The following is a 17,683-nucleotide window of genomic DNA, read 5'->3' as shown; positions in this document are numbered from 1 at the left end:
CCTTGCCTCACGTAAGCGCCCGTTGCCGGGCGCACGGATTACAGCTTCTTCGCTTTCTCGATGGCTTCTTCGATGCCGCCGACCATGTAGAACGCCTGCTCGGGCAGGTGATCGTAGTCGCCGTTGAGGATGCCTTTGAAGCCAGCGATGGTGTCCTTCAGGGAGACGTATTTGCCCGGCGAGCCGGTGAATACTTCAGCCACGAAGAACGGCTGGGACAGGAAGCGCTGGATCTTACGAGCACGGGCCACCAGCAGCTTGTCGGCTTCGGACAGTTCGTCCATGCCGAGGATCGCGATGATGTCCTTCAGCTCCTTGTAGCGCTGCAGAACGTACTGCACGCCACGAGCGGTGTCGTAGTGATCCTGGCCGATGACCAGCGGGTCCAGCTGACGGGAAGTCGAGTCCAGCGGATCGACGGCCGGGTAGATACCCAGCGAGGCGATGTCACGGGACAGTACGACGGTGGCGTCCAGGTGGGCGAAGGTGGTCGCCGGGCTCGGGTCGGTCAGGTCGTCCGCGGGAACGTAGACGGCCTGGATCGAGGTGATCGAGCCTTTCTTGGTGGAGGTGATGCGCTCTTGCAGAACGCCCATCTCTTCGGCCAGGGTCGGCTGGTAACCTACTGCGGAAGGCATACGGCCCAGCAGTGCGGATACTTCGGTACCGGCGAGGGTGTAACGGTAGATGTTGTCGATGAACAGCAGTACGTCACGGCCTTCGTCACGGAACTTCTCGGCCATGGTCAGGCCGGTCAGTGCAACGCGCAGACGGTTGCCCGGCGGCTCGTTCATCTGGCCGTAAACCAGGGCTACCTTGTCCAGTACGCCGGAATCCTTCATCTCGTGGTAGAAGTCGTTACCCTCACGAGTACGCTCACCCACACCCGCGAACACAGAGTAACCGCTGTGCTCCATGGCGATGTTACGGATCAGCTCCATCATGTTTACGGTCTTGCCTACACCGGCACCACCGAACAGACCGACTTTACCGCCCTTGGCGAACGGGCAGACCAGGTCGATAACCTTGATGCCGGTTTCGAGCAGGTCGTTGCCGCCAGCCTGGTCAGCGTAGGACGGAGCGTCGCGGTGAATACCCCAGCGCTCTTCTTCGCCGATGGGACCGGCTTCGTCGATCGGGTTGCCCAGCACGTCCATGATACGGCCCAGGGTCTTGGTACCGACCGGGACGGAGATGGCTGCGCCGGTGCTTTCCACGTTCAGGCCACGCTTGAGGCCTTCGGTGGAACCCATTGCAATGGAACGAACCACGCCGTCGCCCAGCTGCTGCTGAACTTCCAGGGTGGTTTCGACGCCCTGAACTTTCAGGGCCTCGTAGATGCTCGGCACGGCATCGCGCGGGAATTCCACGTCGATCACGGCGCCGATGATTTGAACGATACGTCCGCTACTCATGTCTGGTTCCTCTGAATTTTGAACCTGTTCTTACACCGCGGCAGCGCCGCCGACGATTTCCGAGATTTCCTGGGTGATCGCCGCCTGACGTGCCTTGTTGTAGATCAGTTGCAGACCACTGATCAGATCACCGGCGTTGTCGGTAGCGTTCTTCATTGCAATCATCCGGGCCGCCTGCTCACAGGCGTTGTTCTCAACCACGGCCTGGTACACTTGGGATTCCACGTAGCGCACCAGCAGGCCGTCGAGGAGGGCCTTGGCGTCGGGTTCGTAGAGGTAGTCCCAGTGGTGCTTCAGCTCGGCATTGTCCTCGGCCACCAGCGGAATCAGCTGTTCCACGGTCGGCTTCTGGGTCATGGTGTTGACGAACTTGTTGGAAACCACGTACAGGCGATCGATACGACCTTCCAGGTAGGCATCCAGCATGACCTTGACGCTGCCGATCAGATCGTTGATCGACGGCTCTTCGCCCAGGTGGCTGATAGCTGCAACCACGTTGCCGCCATAGCTCTTGAAGAAGGATGCACCCTTGGAGCCGATCACGCAGAGATCGATCTCCGCGCCACGATCGCGCTGCCCGCCCATGTCCTTGACGAGAGCCTTGAACAGGTTGATGTTCAGGCCACCAGCCAGGCCACGGTCGGAGCTCACCACGATGTAGCCGACGCGTTTTACTTCACGCTCGACCATGAACGGGTGACGGTATTCCGGGTTGGCGTTGGCCAGATGGCCGATCACCTGGCGAATGCGCTCCGCGTAGGGACGGCCGGCCGCCATGCGCATTTGTGCCTTGCGCATCTTGCTCACCGCCACCTTTTCCATGGCATTGGTGATTTTTTGCGTGCTTTTGATGCTCGCAATCTTGCTGCGAATCTCTTTTGCGCCTGCCATTTCACACCTATCGGTTTAGCAGGCGGGGGCCGCTAGCGACCCCCGCTGCGGCTTACCAGGTTTGGGTGGCCTTGAACTTCTCGATGCCGGCCTTGATGCCTGCGTCGATTTCGTCGTTGAAGTCACCCTTCTCGTTGATCTTCGCCAGCAGAGCGGCGTTCTCACGTTGGAAGTAGGCGATCAGCGCTTGTTCGAAGGCGCCCACCTTGGCGATCTCGACGTCCTGCAGGAAGCCACGCTCGGCGGCATACAGGGACAGCGACATCTCGGCGATGGACATCGGCGCGTATTGCTTCTGCTTCATCAGCTCGGTAACGCGCTGACCATGTTCCAGCTGCTTGCGGGTCGCGTCGTCCAGGTCCGAGGCGAACTGGGCGAAGGCCGCCAGTTCACGGTACTGGGCCAGCGCGGTACGGATGCCGCCGGACAGCTTCTTGATGATCTTGGTCTGGGCCGCGCCACCTACACGGGATACCGAGATACCGGCGTTGACGGCCGGACGGATACCCGAGTTGAACATGGCCGATTCCAGGAAGATCTGACCGTCGGTGATGGAGATCACGTTGGTCGGAACGAACGCGGAAACGTCGCCAGCCTGGGTTTCGATGATCGGCAGGGCGGTCAGAGAACCGGTCTTGCCTTTCACTTCGCCGTTGGTGAACTTCTCTACGTACTCTTCGGAAACGCGGGAAGCGCGCTCCAGCAGACGGCTGTGGAGATAGAACACGTCGCCCGGGTAAGCTTCACGGCCCGGCGGACGGCGCAGCAGCAGGGAGATCTGGCGGTAGGCTACGGCCTGCTTGGACAGGTCGTCGTACACGATCAGGGCGTCTTCACCGCGGTCGCGGAAGTATTCGCCCATGGTGCAGCCGGAGTACGGAGCCAGGTACTGCAGAGCAGCGGATTCGGAAGCGCTGGCAACAACCACGATGGTGTTGGCCAGGGCGCCGTTTTCTTCCAGCTTGCGAACGACGTTGGCGATGGTCGATTGCTTCTGACCGATGGCAACGTAGACGCAGCGGATGCCGCTGTTCTTCTGGTTGATGATGGCGTCGATGGCCAGAGCGGTTTTACCGATCTGACGGTCACCGATGATCAGCTCGCGCTGGCCACGGCCTACCGGGATCATGGCGTCGACCGACTTGTAACCGGTCTGAACCGGCTGGTCTACCGACTTACGCCAGATCACGCCCGGTGCCACTTTCTCGACGGCGTCGGTCAGCTTGGCATCGATCGGGCCTTTGCCATCGATCGGGTTACCCAGGGCGTCGACGACGCGACCCAGCAGTTCCGGACCAACCGGTACTTCCAGGATGCGGCCGGTGCACTTGGCGTTCATGCCTTCTTTGAGGTCCTGGTATTCACCCAGTACCACAGCACCGACGGAGTCTTGCTCCAGGTTCAGCGCCATACCGTAGACGCCGCCCGGGAATTCGATCATTTCGCCGTACATGACGTCGGCCAGACCGAAGATGCGCACGATGCCGTCGGAGACGCTGACGATGGTGCCTTCGTTACGCGCTTGCGAAGCGACATCGAGTTTCTCGATGCGCCCCTTGATGATTTCACTAATTTCGGAAGGATTGAGTTGCTGCATGCCGCTGCCCCTTCAAACTCAAGATTTCAACGCTTCGGCCAGTTTCGCGATTTTGCCGCGCACCGAGCCATCGATTACCAAGTCACCGGCGCGGATCACCACGCCGCCGATCAGGCTCGCGTCTTCCGACGCATGAAGTCGCACTTCGCGACTGAGCCGGGCGCTGAGAGCCTTGGCGAGTTTGTCCTGCTGTTCCTGGTCCAGGGCGAAGGCACTGGTGACCTCGACCTCGACCAGCTTTTCCTGCTCGGCCTTGAGTTGCTCGAACATCACGAAGATGGTCGGCAGCAGGTCGAGCCGCTTGTTTTCAGCCACAGTCCGGACGAAGTTCTGGGCCGGAGCATTGAGCTTGTCGCCACACACGTCGATCAGCGCGTCAGCTTTCGCTGCCGCGGTCAGCTGGGGCTCCTTGAGCAGCTGGCGCACGGTGTCGTCCTGCGACACTGCAGCCAGCACACCCAGAGCAGCGGACCAATCGGCCAGTTGCTGATGAGCCTGGGCGTACTCGAAAGCCGCCTTCGCGTATGGACGAGCCAATGTGGTCAGTTCTGCCATATCGCCCTCTGCTTAGATCTCGGCGGCCAGTTGATCAACCAGCTGCTTTTGCGCGTTGGCATCGATCGAAGCACCCAGGATCTTCTCGGCGCCGGAGACAGCCAGGGCACCCACTTGGGCACGCAGGGCGTCTTTGACGCTGTTCAGTTCCTGTTCGATCTGGGCCTTGGCCTGGGCGATCATGCGATCACCTTCGGCACGGGCCTGATCACGGGCTTCGTCAACGATCTGGTTAGCGCTCTTCTTCGCCTGCTCGATGATTTCGGCTGCCTGAGCCTTGGCTTCGCGCAGTTGCTGACCCGCTTTCTCGTGGGCCAGTTCCAGGTCACGAGCCGCGCGGTTGGCAGCGTCCAGGCCGTCGGCGATCTTCTTCTGACGCTCGTGCAGAGCCGCGATGACCGGCGGCCACACGAACTTCATGCAGAAGAGGACGAAGATGGCGAACGCGATGGCCTGGCCGATCAGAGTTGCATTAATGTTCACGCCAATACCTCGCTCGTTCGTTGTTCAGTCACAGATTTCCGCTGTTCGGAAATTAGTGGGCAACCTGAGCAATGAACGGGTTAGCGAAGGTGAAGAACAGAGCGATACCAACACCGATCATGGTCACGGCGTCGAGCAGACCGGCGACGATGAACATTTTCACCTGCAGCATCGGGACCATTTCCGGCTGGCGAGCAGCGCCTTCCAGGAACTTGCCGCCCAGCAGGCCGAAGCCGATGGCGGTACCCAGAGCGCCCAGACCGATCAGCAGAGCAACGGCGATAGCAGTGAGTCCAACTACAGTTTCCATTTTTCCTCCCGACTTTTTTGTCGTGTTGGTTAAAGGTGAAGCAAGTTAAGGTGGTGAAGCTCTTCTTTCACCCCTTCCCGCGAGGGAAGGGGCGTACAGAATCTTTGGATCAGTGGCTGTCTTCGTGGGCCATCGACAGGTAGACGATGGTCAGCATCATGAAGATGAAGGCCTGCAGGGTGATGATCAGGATGTGGAACACCGCCCACGCCCAGTTCAGCACGACGCCCATGCCGCCCAGCCAGAGGATGCCGGAACCGAACATCACGGCGATCAGGATGAAGATCAGCTCGCCGGCGTACATGTTGCCGAACAGACGCAGTGCCAGGGATACCGGCTTGGCGATCAGGGTCACGAACTCCAGCAGGAAGTTCACGGGGATCAGGATGATCTGAACCGCCATGTTGCTGCTGTGGAACGGGTGCAGGGTCAGTTCGCCGAGGAAGCCGCCGATGCCCTTGACCTTGATGCTGTAGAAGATGATCAGCGCGAAGACCGCGATCGACATGCCGAAGGTGGCGTTCGGATCGGTGGTGGCCACGGCGCGGAAGAACAGGTGCTCGTTACCGGTGGCCGCCTGAGCCGCCAGCGGCAGGAAGTCCACGGGCACCAGGTCGATCAGGTTCATCAGGAAGATCCAGACGAACACGGTCAGCGCCAGCGGTGCGATGAGCGGGTTACGGCCGTGGAAGGTGTCCTTCACGCTGCCGTCGACGAACTCCACGAGAACTTCGACGAAGTTCTGCAGGCCGCCAGGTTGACCGCTGGTGGCCTTCTTGGCTGCCATGCGGAAGATAAGGATGAACACCAGGCCGAGGAATACGGACCAGCCCAGGGTATCAACGTGGAATGCCCAGAAGCCCATTTCCTTGGCTTGTTCGGCGGTGTGGGCGAACCCCCAGGAACCATCCGGCAGACGACCCAGGGTCAGGTTCTGCAAGTGGTGCTGGATGTAACCCGAAGCGCTTTCTGCTGCCATGTTTGCCTCAATCGCTCTAAGGTCTTGTAAATGTGTTTCGCATCAGCAGGGGTGCAAACCAGCTGACTACCAGAGTCAGCAGGTAGATGCCGAACAGCGCCAGGGGCGCCAGCGGCTTCACACCTGCGAACGTCAGTGCGAAGAGCACTGCCGTCAAAATCAGTTTTCCCGCCTCACCGGCATAAAAGGACCGGACTATCAGCTGGGCTGAACGGGCGCCGCTGTAGCGGAACGCCTTGCGAGCAAAGTACAGATTCGGCAACCACGCAATCAGGCCACCCAGCAGGCCGGAATAGCCCGCGACCGATCCCTGGGCAAACCACAGGGCCGCTGCACCGATAAGCAGCACCACCAGTTGGACGAGCAACAGGCTGAAAGCCGGTTGGCGATGGAAGGGCAGGCGATTGGGCTTGCGGGGTTCCATCTGTCTCACAGTCCTCTGGCGTCGGCTTCGCAAATCAACAACTTGGCATAGTTTGTGCCGACAAAATTGCGCGCAGAGTATAGGGGGCGCCGCATACCCGTTCAACCGTCGGGTAGTGATTTCCGACGACCCCTACATGCTACGTTCGTATCAGCGTATGTGGGCGAGAACGCCCTGGAGTTCGTCGAGGGAGTTGTAGCGGATCACCAGCTGTCCCTTGCCTTTCTGGCCGTGGCGAATCTGCACCGGAGCCCCCAGGCGCTCAGCCAGGCGCTGTTCCAGCCGGCTGATGTCCGGATCACTCTTGACCGGTTTGACAGGTTCGCTGGGGGCATTGAGCCACTGGCGCACCAGTGCTTCGGTCTGACGCACCGTGAGCCCGCGTGCGACAACATGTCGCGCACCTTCCACCTGCCGATTTTCCGGCAAACCGAGCAGTGCACGGGCATGGCCCATTTCCAGGTCGCCGTGGGACAGCAGGGTCTTGATCTCGTCCGGCAGGGCGATCAGGCGCAGCAGGTTGGCCACGGTCACGCGGGATTTGCCCACGGCGTCGGCGACCTGTTGCTGGGTCAGCTGGAATTCCTGCTGCAGGCGTTGCAGCGCGGCGGCTTCCTCGATGGGATTGAGGTCCTCGCGCTGGATGTTCTCGATCAGCGCCATGGCGATGGCAGCTTCGTCCGGCACTTCGCGAACCATGGCCGGGATCTTGTCCAGGCCGGCCTGCTGGCTGGCGCGCCAGCGGCGCTCGCCGGCGATGATCTCGTAGCGGCCCTTGTCGATCGGGCGCACCACGATCGGCTGCATCACGCCCTGGGCCTTGATCGACTGGGCGAGCTCTTCCAGGGCCTGCGGGTCCATGTCGCGGCGGGGCTGGTACTTGCCGCGCTGGATCAGGTCCAGCGGCAGGTGTTGCAGCTCCTTGCTGTCCACCTGAACGGCTTCTTCCTGCAGCGTAGCGGCGCTGGAGCCACTGAGCAGGGCGTCCAGCCCGCGTCCGAGACCTCGTTTCTTGGCGGCCATGCGGGTTCCTTAATCGTTTAGGCGGTGGCGGTGCTGCGGGCGGAACGCTGGCGGCGCACCAGCTCGCCGGCCAACGCCAGGTAGGCGAGGGCACCGCGGGATTGCTTGTCGTAGACCAGCGCCGGCATGCCGAAGCTGGGTGCTTCGGCCAGTCGCACGTTGCGCGGGATCACGGTGGTGTAGAGCTTGTCGCCGAAGTGTTCCTGCAGCTGCGCGCTGACGTCATTGGTCAGGCTGATGCGCGGGTCGTACATGGTACGCAGCAGGCCTTCGATCTTCAGCGCCGGGTTCAGCCGCTCGGCGATGCGCTGGATGCTGTTCATCAGGTCGGTCAGACCTTCCAGTGCGTAGTACTCGCACTGCATCGGAATGATCACGCCGTCCGAAGCGGACAGGGCGTTGACCGTCAGCATCGACAGCGACGGCGGGCAGTCGATGAGGATGAAGTCGTAGTTCTCGCGGATCGGCGCCAGCGCGTGGCGCAGGCGGTGCTCTTTCATGTCCATCTCCAGCAGCACCACTTCCGCCGCGGTGAGATCGCGGTTGGCGGGCAGCAGCTGGTAGCCGCCGTGCTCGGAGAACTGCATGGCCTGGGCCAGATCGCATTCACCGGTGAGCACGTCGTAGATGGAATGGTCCAGGGACAACTTATCCACACCGCTGCCGGTGGTGGCGTTGCCCTGTGGATCGAGGTCGATCATCAGCACGCGACGCTTGGTGGCGACCAGCGAAGCGGCGAGGTTGATGCAGGTCGTGGTCTTGCCGACGCCGCCTTTCTGGTTGGCGATCGCGAATACCTTAGCCATGGTTTCCCCCACTCCCCGTCATGCAGTGCGGCGCAGTATCAGCAGATGGCGCTGGCCTTGGCAACCCGGCACCGCCAGAGCGTGTTCGGCTTCGACCCGGAAATCCTCCGGGAGTGCCGCGAGCTCTTCGCTGGGGTGTACGCCTTTCATGGCCAGCCAATTGGTGCGGCCGTCGCCGAGGTGGCGCGTCCAGTTCGTGAAGTCTTCGAGGCTACTGAAAGCCCGGGAGACGATGCCGTTGAACGGCTGTTCGGGCTGGAAGGCTTCGACCCGGCTGTGGATAACCTGCAGGTTATCGAGCTTGAGCTCCAGCTTCACCTGAGTGAGGAAGCGGGTCTTCTTGCCGTTGCTGTCCAGCAGGGTCAGGGACTTGCCGGGGAACAGGATGGCCAGCGGAATGCCGGGCATGCCGCCGCCACTACCGACGTCCAGCCAGCGCTCGCCGCCGGCGGCTTCGAACTGGGCGACGATGCTGAGGCTGTCGAGCAGATGGCGCGAGACCATTTCATCCACATCGCGCACAGCGGTGAGGTTGTAGGCCTTGTTCCACTTGGCCAGGAGGGCCAGGTAATCCAGCAGTCGCTGCTGGGTGGCGACGTCGATCTCCAGGCCGAGCGCCTGGATGCCACGCGCGAGTTCGTCGGCGTGGCGGGCAGTGACCAGGGACATCAGGCGCTTTGCTCCAGCTGACGGCCGGAGGAGCGCTTCTTCAGATGGATCAGCAGCAGGGAGATCGCCGCAGGGGTCACACCCGGAATGCGGCCGGCCTGACCGAGAGTTTCCGGCCGGGCGTTGCCCAGCTTGAGCTGGATCTCCTTGGAGAGACCGGAAATGCTCTGGTAATCGATATCCACAGGCAGCTGGGTGTCTTCACTGGCGCGCAGGCGAGCGATCTCTTCCTGCTGGCGGTCGATGTAGCCGGCGTACTTGGTTCGAATTTCCACCTGTTCAGCGACCTGCGGATCTTCCGCGCAGGCGCCGGTCACTTCGGCCAGGCTGAAATAGTCGATTTCCGGACGGGCCAGCAGGTTCAGCAGGTTGTATTCGTGAGCCAGCGGAGTGCCGAAGCGCTCGGCGATGGCATCGCCCTGCGGCGTGTTCGGGCGAACCCATGTGCTCTTCAGGCGCTGTTCTTCCTTCTCGATGCCTTCGCGTTTGGCTTCGAAGACCGCCCAGCGCTCGTCGTCGATCAGGCCCAGTTCGCGCCCCTTCTCGGTCAGGCGCAGGTCGGCGTTGTCTTCGCGCAGGATCAGCCGGTACTCGGCACGCGAAGTGAACATGCGGTACGGCTCCTGGGTGCCGAGGGTGATCAGGTCGTCGACCAGCACGCCAATGTACGCCTCGTCACGACGCGGGCACCAGCTGTCGCGGCCTTGCGAACGCAGTGCGGCGTTGGTGCCGGCGAGCAGGCCCTGGGCGCCGGCTTCTTCGTAGCCGGTGGTGCCGTTGATCTGGCCGGCGAAGAACAGACCGCCGATGACCTTGGTCTCCAGGCTGTACTTCAGGTCGCGCGGATCGAAGTAGTCGTACTCGATGGCGTAGCCCGGACGCACGATGTGTGCGTTTTCCATGCCACGGATCGAGCGGACGATATCCAGCTGCACATCGAAGGGCAGCGAGGTGGAGATGCCGTTCGGGTACAGCTCATGGGTGGTCAGGCCTTCGGGTTCGAGGAAGACCTGATGGCTGTCCTTGTCGGCGAAGCGATGGATCTTGTCTTCGATCGACGGGCAATAGCGCGGGCCGACACCTTCGATCACGCCGGAGTACATGGGCGAACGATCGAGGTTGGAGGCGATGATCTCGTGGGTCCGCGAGTTGGTGTGGGTGATCCAGCAGCTGACCTGGCGCGGGTGCATTTCCTTGGAGCCGAGGAAGGACATCACCGGGATCGGCGTATCGCCGGGCTGCTCGGTCATCACGCTGAAGTCGACGCTGCGGCCATCGATGCGTGGAGGGGTGCCGGTCTTCAGTCGGCCGACACGCAGCGGCAGTTCGCGCAGGCGCTTGGCCAGGGCGATGGATGGCGGATCACCGGCGCGGCCACCGGAGTAGTTCTCCAGACCGATGTGGATAAGTCCACCGAGGAAGGTTCCGGCGGTGAGGACGACGTTATCTGCATGGAATTTCAGACCCATCTGAGTCACCACGCCGCGCACCTGGTCCTGTTCGACGATCAGGTCGTCGCAGGACTGCTGGAATATCCACAGGTTGGGTTGGTTTTCCAGGATCTCGCGTACCGCCGCCTTGTAGAGGATGCGGTCAGCTTGCGCGCGAGTTGCACGCACTGCCGGGCCTTTGCGGCTGTTCAGAACGCGGAACTGGATGCCGCCTTTATCGGTGGCCAGTGCCATGGCGCCGCCCAGCGCATCGATTTCCTTCACCAGATGGCTTTTGCCGATCCCACCGATAGCGGGGTTGCAGCTCATCTGGCCAAGGGTTTCCACATTGTGGGTGAGCAGCAGCGTCTTCACGCCCATGCGTGCAGCCGCGAGCGCGGCCTCAGTGCCGGCATGGCCGCCGCCGATCACGATCACGTCAAAACGGGAAGGGAAATCCACCACGCACCTCGTGCCTGTTGATCAAGGAGAAATAAGAGAGCCGGACAGTATAGGGGCTTAGGGCTCTCGATTGAAGGTACCTGAACAAAAAATAGCCAATCGGTGCTGTGAGCTTCTATAGAAAATAAAAGAGAGGGAATTTTTTAAATCTTTTTAGAGCTTGTGTTTATGTATGGTGAAGCCGTTTTCTGTGGATAACCGTCTGCAGCTCATGTTTCATCGATGTTTGAAGGGATAACAACCCTGTGTCGATGCTGTCAGGTGACGGGGGATGTCCGGTTTTCAGCCTGTGGATTAAGGATGATGTTATCAACAGGTGGATTTATCCACGGCTTGCGACAGGTGTTGTCAACCTAGCTGTACGCGAGTTTTCCACAGGGTTCACGGAGGCCTGTGAAATTCCGCTTTTTCGTCCTGAAAGCTAGATATGACGGGGGTTATGCCGCTAAGGACGCTGTGGATAGATATTTCGCGGAGATAGTTGCAGGCAGAGGGAGGCGCGGCGACGGAATGGCTCCGTCACCGGCGAGGAAGGCGGGTGTTGTGGATTACTTGCCGATGCAGAAGCTGGAGAAGATGCGCCCCAGCAGATCATCCGGCGTGAAGGCGCCAGTGATTTCGCCCAGGGCTTGCTGGGCCTGACGCAGGTCCTCGGCCAGCAGTTCGCCGGCGCCGCTCAGGGTGAGCTGGGCGCGGCCGTGCTCGAGGCTGTCGCCGGCCTGCCGCAGGGCTTCCAGATGGCGCCTGCGGGCGCTGAAGCTGCTTTCCGCTGTCTGTTCGAAGCCCATGCAGGCCTTGAGATGTTCACGCAGCAGGTCCAGGCCATTGCCGGAGCGGGCGGACAGGGTGATGGTGACGTGGCCGTCCGCGCTTTCTTCGAGACCGACGACCTCTGTGGATAAATCCGACTTGTTGCGAATCAGCGTGACGTGGGCCGGATCGGGCCGGCTGTCGAGGAATTCCGGCCACAGGGCGAAGGGATCGCTGGCCTCCGGTGCGGTGGAGTCGACCACCAGGAGTACGCGATCGGCTTCGTTGATGGCTTTCAGGGCGCGTTCAACGCCGATCTTTTCCACATGGTCGTCGGTGCTGCGCAGGCCGGCGGTATCGATGATGTGCAATGGCATGCCGTCGATGTGGATATGTTCGCGCAGGACGTCACGGGTCGTGCCGGCGATATCGGTGACGATGGCGGCTTCACGGCCCGCCAGGGCGTTCAGCAGGCTCGATTTTCCGGCGTTGGGACGGCCGGCGATGACCACGGTCATGCCGTCGCGCAGCAGAGCACCCTGGCCTGCCTCGCGCAGCACCGCGGCCAGTTCGGCGCGTACGGCATCCAGTTGCGAGAGGACGTGGCCATCCGCGAGGAAGTCGATTTCTTCTTCGGGGAAGTCGATGGCGGCCTCGACGTACATACGCAGCTGGATCAGTTGGTCGGTCAGATGGTGCACGCGGCGCGAGAATTCGCCTTGCAGCGAACGCACGGCATTGCGTGCTGCCTGGGCCGAGCTGGCCTCGATGAGGTCGGCAATGGCCTCGGCCTGGGCCAGGTCGAGCTTGTCGTTGAGGAAGGCGCGCTCGCTGAACTCGCCGGGGCGTGCCTGGCGTGCGCCCAGCTCCAGGCAGCGCTGCAGGAGCATGTCCATCACCACGGGACCGCCGTGCCCCTGCAGTTCCAGCACATCTTCGCCCGTGAAGGAGTTGGGACCGGGGAAATACAGCAGCAGGCCTTCGTCGATCACGTCGCCGTCGTCGGCGTGGAACGGCCCGTAATGGGCGTAACGCGGCTGCGGCTCGCGACCGCTGAGGGTGATGGCCATGGCGCGGGCGCGTGGCCCGGAGACGCGGACGATGCCGACCCCGCCACGGCCCTGGGCGGTGGCGACGGCGGCGATGGTTTCACGGGCTGCATTCATGTCGGCGGTCTCGCGGTGTTCTCGGGAGGGCAGAATTATCCACATAGCAAAACGCCCCACGAGGGGGCGTTTTGGCTATCGGCGGGAGGGGCGATCAGGCAGAGGCCTTCTTCGCCGAACCCTCGATCTGACGGGTAATGTACCACTGCTGTGCGATGGACAGGCAGTTGTTCACAACCCAGTACAGCACCAGGCCGGCCGGGAACCACAGGAAGAAGAAGGTGAAGATGATCGGCATCAGCTTCATCACCTTGGCCTGCATGGGGTCCGGCGGCGTCGGGTTGAGCATCTGCTGAACCAGCATGGTGGCGCCCATGATGATCGGCAGGATGAAGAACGGATCCTTCACCGACAGGTCGACGATCCAGCCCAGCCAGGGGGCCTGGCGCATCTCGACGCTTTCCAGCAGTACCCAGTAAAGGGACAGGAAGACCGGCATCTGCACCAGGATCGGCAGGCAGCCGCCCAGCGGATTGATCTTCTCCTTCTTGTACAGCTCCATCATCGCCTGGGACATCTTCTGGCGATCGTCGCCATGCTGCTCCTTCAGAGCCTGCATCTTCGGCGATACGGCGCGCATGCGGGCCATGGAGCGGTAGCTGGCGGCGGACAGCGGGAAGAAGGCCATCTTGATGACGATGGTCAGCAGGATGATCGACCAGCCCCAGTTACCCACCAGGTTGTGGATATGTTGCAGCAGCCAGAAGATCGGCTGGGCGATGAACCACAGCGGGCCGTAGTCGACGGTCAACTCCAGGCCCTTGGACAGCTCGCCCAGGTAGGTCTGCAGCTTCGGACCGGCATACAGGGTCATGCTGGTTTCGCCCTTGGCACCCGGCGCAACTGTGATGTTCGGACCGGTGAAGCCGACGATGTAGTTGCCCTGGGCGTCCTTGCGGGTCATCACGTTGTGGGTGTCGCCCTTGGCGGGTACCCAGGCGGTGACGAAGTAGTGTTGCAGCCAGGCTACCCAGCCGCCCTGTACGGATTCCTTGAACTGCTCCTTGTCCATGTCCTTCATGGACACTTTCACGTAGGGCTTTTCAGGGGTCCAGACCGCAGCGCCGAGGTAGGTCGACACGCCGGTGGCGGTAGTGGAGGACGGATCGACGCTGGCGTCACGCTTGAGCTGGGCGAACAGCGAAGCGCTCCAGGGTTTGCCGCTCTGGTTGTCGATCAGGTAGCTCACACCGACCTGATAGGCATTGGGGTTGATGCACTCGAGCTTCTTCTGCGCTTTTTCCTTGTCGCTGCAGTCGCCTTTCAGGCCGCGATGGAAGGTGAAGCGCTTGATGTAGCTGACGCCATCCTGTGCATAAGTCAGGTCGACGACCATCTGGTCCTGGCCGTCAGCCAGTTCGTAGACGGTTTTGGCCGATGCATAGAGCGGGCGACCGCTGGCGGCAGCATCCGGACCATTGGCGCCGGTCAGGCCGCTCTGGGCCAGGTAGGTGCGCTGGTTGTCACGCTCGAACAGCGGGAACGGTACGTCCGGACGATCCTGGCGCAGCGGGTACTGGGTCAGGCCCAGTTTCACCACGTCGCCACCGCGCGGGTCGATGGCCAGGTCCAGTACGTCGGTCTTCACGCGGATCAGCTGGTCGCTGACGGCTGCCGGCTTCTGCTCGGTGGGCAGGCCCGCCTGGGCATTCTGGGCGGTCGGTACGTCGGCATTGCTGGCCGCGCCGCCGGCAGGCACGGAGGTATCCGGCAGGCCTTCGTTCTGGTTGAAGGTCGCGGTCTGCGCTGGCAGTTCAGGCTGGCCGTAGTCCTTGTTCCACTGGAGGACCAGCGCATAGGACACGATTGCCAGGGCGACGAATAGGATTGAACGTTTGATGTCCATGATTACTCGGCCGTCGAGGAAGGGGCGGTCTTGGATGGGGCTGGCGGTACCGGATCATAACCACCGGGGTGCCAGGGGTGGCAGTGGCCGAGGCGACGAGCGGCCAGCCAGCCACCACGCAGGAAGCCATGGATTTCGATGGCTTCCTGCGCGTAGCAGGAACAGCTGGGATAGAAACGACAGTGCCTGCCCATCATGGGACTGATGGCGTAGCGGTAAAACTGGATCAGTAGAAGCGCCAGTCTACGCATGGGAACTGTCGGCCACTCCCGGAGATTCTGTCGTAGGTTCCGGGCTGGGCCGATTGCGCAACAGGCGCTTCCAGAGTTTGCCGAACTGCTGGTGCAGTTCTTCATTCTCCAGATCGCCGAGGCCCTTGCGCGCGATGACCACGATATCCAGGCCGGCCAGTTTTTGCTGGTTGTGGCGGAAGGATTCGCGGAGAAGGCGTTTGAGGCGGTTACGCTCGACGGCGAGCTTGACGTTCTTCTTGCCGATCACCAGGCCGAGGCGGGGGTGATCGAGACCGTTTTCGCGCGCCAGCAGCAGGATGTGCTTGCCGGGAACCTTGGAGGTGGGGGAGTCGAAGACTGCTGTGAAATGCCGGGCTGTCAGTAGACGCTTATCCCGGTCGAAGCCTTGACTCACCACCTGTGTCGGACAAATCAGACGGTCAGACGCTTACGGCCCTTGGCGCGACGACGCGACAGAACCTGACGACCGTTCTTGGTGGCCATGCGAGCGCGGAAACCGTGGACGCGAGCGCGCTTGAGGGTGCTGGGTTGGAAAGTACGTTTCATGATTCGGTACCTGGGTTGACGACTTGAGGTCGCAGTGACCCCGTTTAAAGAGACCGGCGATTCTAGAGAAATCGCGCGGTCAGGTCAATTTCCAACCAGCACCGGATACAAATTGAATTAAGAAGAGGCGAAATTCTTTTTTGAAAGATTGAAGCGGTGATTATGACTGTTGGAGGCTTTTCCTGTGTATAAGTCGTTGCAGGCCTTTACTAGTCGAGCTTCTGGTCAATGAAAACCCTGTCCGGAACGGGTGGGCGGCTTGTGTTTCGACGGTTGGAAAGCTGGGGACAGAACCTTGGTTTTTCCACAACCATTTTTTCCACAGCCTGATCACCAGGCTCATCCCCTGCCTCATCCAGCTGTTATCCACAAGGCTCACGGCCCGCTTACCCGACAATCGGCGCATTCATTAACATCTTGATTTTGCTTGTGTCCGCCCTCGTTTCTCATGTGGATAAGTTCTCCCGGCACGGCTACAATATCGACCTATTTTCGCTTTGCGCCTTCTTTGGGGGATATCCGTGTCCGTGGAACTTTGGCAGCAGTGCGTGGAGCTTCTGCGCGATGAGCTGCCGTCCCAGCAATTCAACACCTGGATCCGACCTCTACAGGTCGAGTCCGAGGGTGAGGAGCTGCGCGTTTACGCACCCAACCGCTTCGTGCTCGATTGGGTCAACGAGAAGTACATGGGGCGCATGCTCGAGCTGCTCAGTGAGCGTGGCAACGGCCAGATCCCGGCCTTGTCACTGCTGATCGGCAGCCGTCGCAGTCGTACGCCGCGTGCGGCGTTGGTTCCGCAGCCCCATGTCAGCGTGCCGTCGGCGCCCGCTCCCATTGCCGCCGTGGCACCGGCTCCGATTGCTCCCGTGGCCGTTGCACCGGCGATCCCGGAGCCGCAACCGACGCCGGCTCAGCCGGTTGCCCAGCCGCTGCCTGACCTCGATGAGTCCAGTCCGGGTATCGATCCGCTGGCCGCGGCAATGCCCGCGACTGTGCGTACCGAACGCAACGTGCAGGTGGAAGGCGCGCTCAAGCACACCAGCTATCTCAACCGCACCTTTACCTTCGAGAACTTCGTCGAAGGCAAGTCCAACCAGCTGGCCCGCGCGGCGGCCTGGCAGGTGGCGGACAACCTCAAGCACGGCTACAACCCGCTCTTCCTTTATGGTGGCGTCGGCCTGGGCAAGACCCACCTGATGCACGCTGTGGGTAACCATCTGCTGAAGAAGAATCCCAATGCCAAGGTCGTGTACCTGCATTCGGAGCGTTTCGTCGCGGACATGGTGAAGGCGCTGCAGCTGAACGCCATCAACGAATTCAAGCGCTTCTACCGTTCGGTGGACGCGTTGCTGATCGACGACATCCAGTTCTTCGCCCGCAAGGAGCGTTCCCAGGAAGAGTTCTTCCACACCTTCAACGCCCTTCTTGAAGGCGGCCAGCAGGTCATCCTGACCAGCGACCGCTATCCGAAGGAAATCGAAGGCCTGGAAGAACGCCTGAAGTCGCGCTTCGGCTGGGGCCTGACGGTGGCCGTGGAGCCGCCGGAACTGGAAACCCGCGTGGCGATCCTGATGAAGAAGGCCGAGCAGGCCAAGGTCGAGCTGCCGCATGATGCGGCGTTCTTCATCGCGCAACGCATCCGCTCCAACGTGCGCGAGCTGGAAGGTGCGCTCAAGCGCGTGATCGCCCACTCCCACTTCATGGGCCGCCCGATCACCATCGAGCTGATCCGCGAGTCGCTGAAGGACCTGCTGGCCCTGCAGGACAAGCTGGTCAGCATCGACAACATCCAGCGCACCGTCGCCGAGTACTACAAGATCAAGATCGCCGACCTGCTGTCCAAGCGCCGTTCGCGCTCGGTGGCACGTCCGCGTCAGGTTGCCATGGCACTCTCGAAGGAACTGACCAACCACAGCCTGCCGGAAATCGGCGTGGCCTTCGGTGGTCGGGACCACACGACTGTGTTGCACGCCTGCCGCAAGATTGCTCAACTCAAGGAATCCGACGCGGATATCCGCGAGGACTACAAGAACCTGCTGCGTACTCTGACCACCTGACGCAGCCTCACGAGGCAAGG

Annotated in this window: 18 protein-coding genes; 1 reads left to right on the top strand and 17 read right to left on the bottom strand. The window is 61.5% G+C overall.

Annotated features, from left to right (window positions below):
* Window positions 1-38: 38 nt before the first annotated feature.
* The 17 genes from atpD to rpmH all read right to left on the bottom strand — a co-directional run bounded on the left by atpD (window position 39) and on the right by rpmH (window position 15,606).
* Complete coding sequence (gene atpD / locus ACQ5BL_RS18470) at window positions 39-1,415, bottom strand: F0F1 ATP synthase subunit beta (protein ID WP_017518838.1); 1,377 nt, start codon at window positions 1,413-1,415, stop codon at window positions 39-41.
* Between the two features lie 30 nt (window positions 1,416-1,445).
* Window positions 1,446-2,306, bottom strand: a complete 861-nt coding sequence (gene atpG / locus ACQ5BL_RS18465; RefSeq protein WP_152227811.1) for a F0F1 ATP synthase subunit gamma — start codon at window positions 2,304-2,306, stop codon at window positions 1,446-1,448.
* Window positions 2,307-2,358: 52 nt separating this feature from the next.
* The gene (gene atpA / locus ACQ5BL_RS18460) at window positions 2,359-3,903 is read right to left on the bottom strand and encodes a F0F1 ATP synthase subunit alpha (RefSeq protein WP_017518840.1); all 1,545 of its coding nucleotides are present in this window, start codon (window positions 3,901-3,903) and stop codon (window positions 2,359-2,361) included.
* A gap of 18 nt (window positions 3,904-3,921) precedes the next feature.
* Window positions 3,922-4,458, bottom strand: coding sequence for a F0F1 ATP synthase subunit delta (locus tag ACQ5BL_RS18455; protein ID WP_152227812.1), 537 nt, complete (start codon window positions 4,456-4,458; stop codon window positions 3,922-3,924).
* Window positions 4,459-4,470: 12 nt separating this feature from the next.
* The gene (locus tag ACQ5BL_RS18450; protein ID WP_017518842.1) at window positions 4,471-4,941 is read right to left on the bottom strand and encodes a F0F1 ATP synthase subunit B; all 471 of its coding nucleotides are present in this window, start codon (window positions 4,939-4,941) and stop codon (window positions 4,471-4,473) included.
* Between the two features lie 52 nt (window positions 4,942-4,993).
* Complete coding sequence (gene atpE, locus ACQ5BL_RS18445; protein ID WP_043256731.1) at window positions 4,994-5,251, bottom strand: F0F1 ATP synthase subunit C; 258 nt, start codon at window positions 5,249-5,251, stop codon at window positions 4,994-4,996.
* A 109-nt stretch (window positions 5,252-5,360) separates the two neighbouring features.
* Window positions 5,361-6,230, bottom strand: coding sequence for a F0F1 ATP synthase subunit A (gene atpB / locus ACQ5BL_RS18440; RefSeq protein WP_207884886.1), 870 nt, complete (start codon window positions 6,228-6,230; stop codon window positions 5,361-5,363).
* Window positions 6,231-6,246: 16 nt separating this feature from the next.
* Window positions 6,247-6,654, bottom strand: coding sequence for a F0F1 ATP synthase subunit I (locus ACQ5BL_RS18435; RefSeq protein ID WP_207884885.1), 408 nt, complete (start codon window positions 6,652-6,654; stop codon window positions 6,247-6,249).
* Window positions 6,655-6,804: 150 nt separating this feature from the next.
* On the bottom strand, window positions 6,805-7,677 hold the full coding sequence (locus ACQ5BL_RS18430) for a ParB/RepB/Spo0J family partition protein (protein WP_207884884.1): 873 nt from the start codon (window positions 7,675-7,677) through the stop codon (window positions 6,805-6,807).
* A 17-nt stretch (window positions 7,678-7,694) separates the two neighbouring features.
* Entirely contained in the window at window positions 7,695-8,483 is a 789-nt protein-coding gene (locus tag ACQ5BL_RS18425) for a ParA family protein (protein ID WP_207884883.1), read from the bottom strand.
* An 18-nt stretch (window positions 8,484-8,501) separates the two neighbouring features.
* Window positions 8,502-9,152: a 16S rRNA (guanine(527)-N(7))-methyltransferase RsmG gene (rsmG, locus tag ACQ5BL_RS18420; protein WP_243807286.1), complete on the bottom strand. Its 651-nt coding sequence runs from the start codon at window positions 9,150-9,152 to the stop codon at window positions 8,502-8,504.
* Window positions 9,152-11,044 (bottom strand): tRNA uridine-5-carboxymethylaminomethyl(34) synthesis enzyme MnmG, encoded by a 1,893-nt coding sequence (gene mnmG / locus ACQ5BL_RS18415; protein WP_243807275.1) that lies wholly within the window; start codon window positions 11,042-11,044, stop codon window positions 9,152-9,154. Before mnmG ends, rsmG begins: the two co-directional genes overlap by 1 nt.
* A 548-nt stretch (window positions 11,045-11,592) precedes the next feature.
* Window positions 11,593-12,960, bottom strand: coding sequence for a tRNA uridine-5-carboxymethylaminomethyl(34) synthesis GTPase MnmE (mnmE, locus tag ACQ5BL_RS18410; protein ID WP_243807264.1), 1,368 nt, complete (start codon window positions 12,958-12,960; stop codon window positions 11,593-11,595).
* Window positions 12,961-13,054: 94 nt separating this feature from the next.
* Window positions 13,055-14,806, bottom strand: a complete 1,752-nt coding sequence (yidC, locus tag ACQ5BL_RS18405) for a membrane protein insertase YidC (RefSeq protein WP_243807262.1) — start codon at window positions 14,804-14,806, stop codon at window positions 13,055-13,057.
* Between the two features lie 2 nt (window positions 14,807-14,808).
* A complete protein-coding gene (yidD, locus tag ACQ5BL_RS18400) occupies window positions 14,809-15,057 on the bottom strand; it encodes a membrane protein insertion efficiency factor YidD (RefSeq protein ID WP_207884878.1) in 249 nt (82 codons plus the stop codon).
* Window positions 15,050-15,457, bottom strand: a complete 408-nt coding sequence (gene rnpA / locus ACQ5BL_RS18395) for a ribonuclease P protein component (RefSeq protein ID WP_207884877.1) — start codon at window positions 15,455-15,457, stop codon at window positions 15,050-15,052. The genes yidD and rnpA overlap by 8 nt, the downstream gene beginning before the upstream one ends.
* Before the next feature lie 14 nt (window positions 15,458-15,471).
* A complete protein-coding gene (rpmH, locus tag ACQ5BL_RS18390; RefSeq protein ID WP_003100258.1) occupies window positions 15,472-15,606 on the bottom strand; it encodes a 50S ribosomal protein L34 in 135 nt (44 codons plus the stop codon).
* A gap of 521 nt (window positions 15,607-16,127) precedes the next feature.
* Here rpmH and dnaA point away from each other — a divergent pair.
* A complete protein-coding gene (dnaA, locus tag ACQ5BL_RS18385) occupies window positions 16,128-17,663 on the top strand; it encodes a chromosomal replication initiator protein DnaA (protein ID WP_243807260.1) in 1,536 nt (511 codons plus the stop codon).
* Window positions 17,664-17,683 lie beyond the last annotated feature (20 nt).

This window comes from Pseudomonas sp. B1-22, from assembly GCF_050474425.1.
In the GTDB taxonomy this organism is placed as follows: Bacteria; Pseudomonadota; Gammaproteobacteria; order Pseudomonadales; family Pseudomonadaceae; genus Pseudomonas.
The sequence above is the reverse complement of the archived record's forward strand: the minus strand, read 5'-3'. Positions and strand labels throughout refer to the sequence as shown.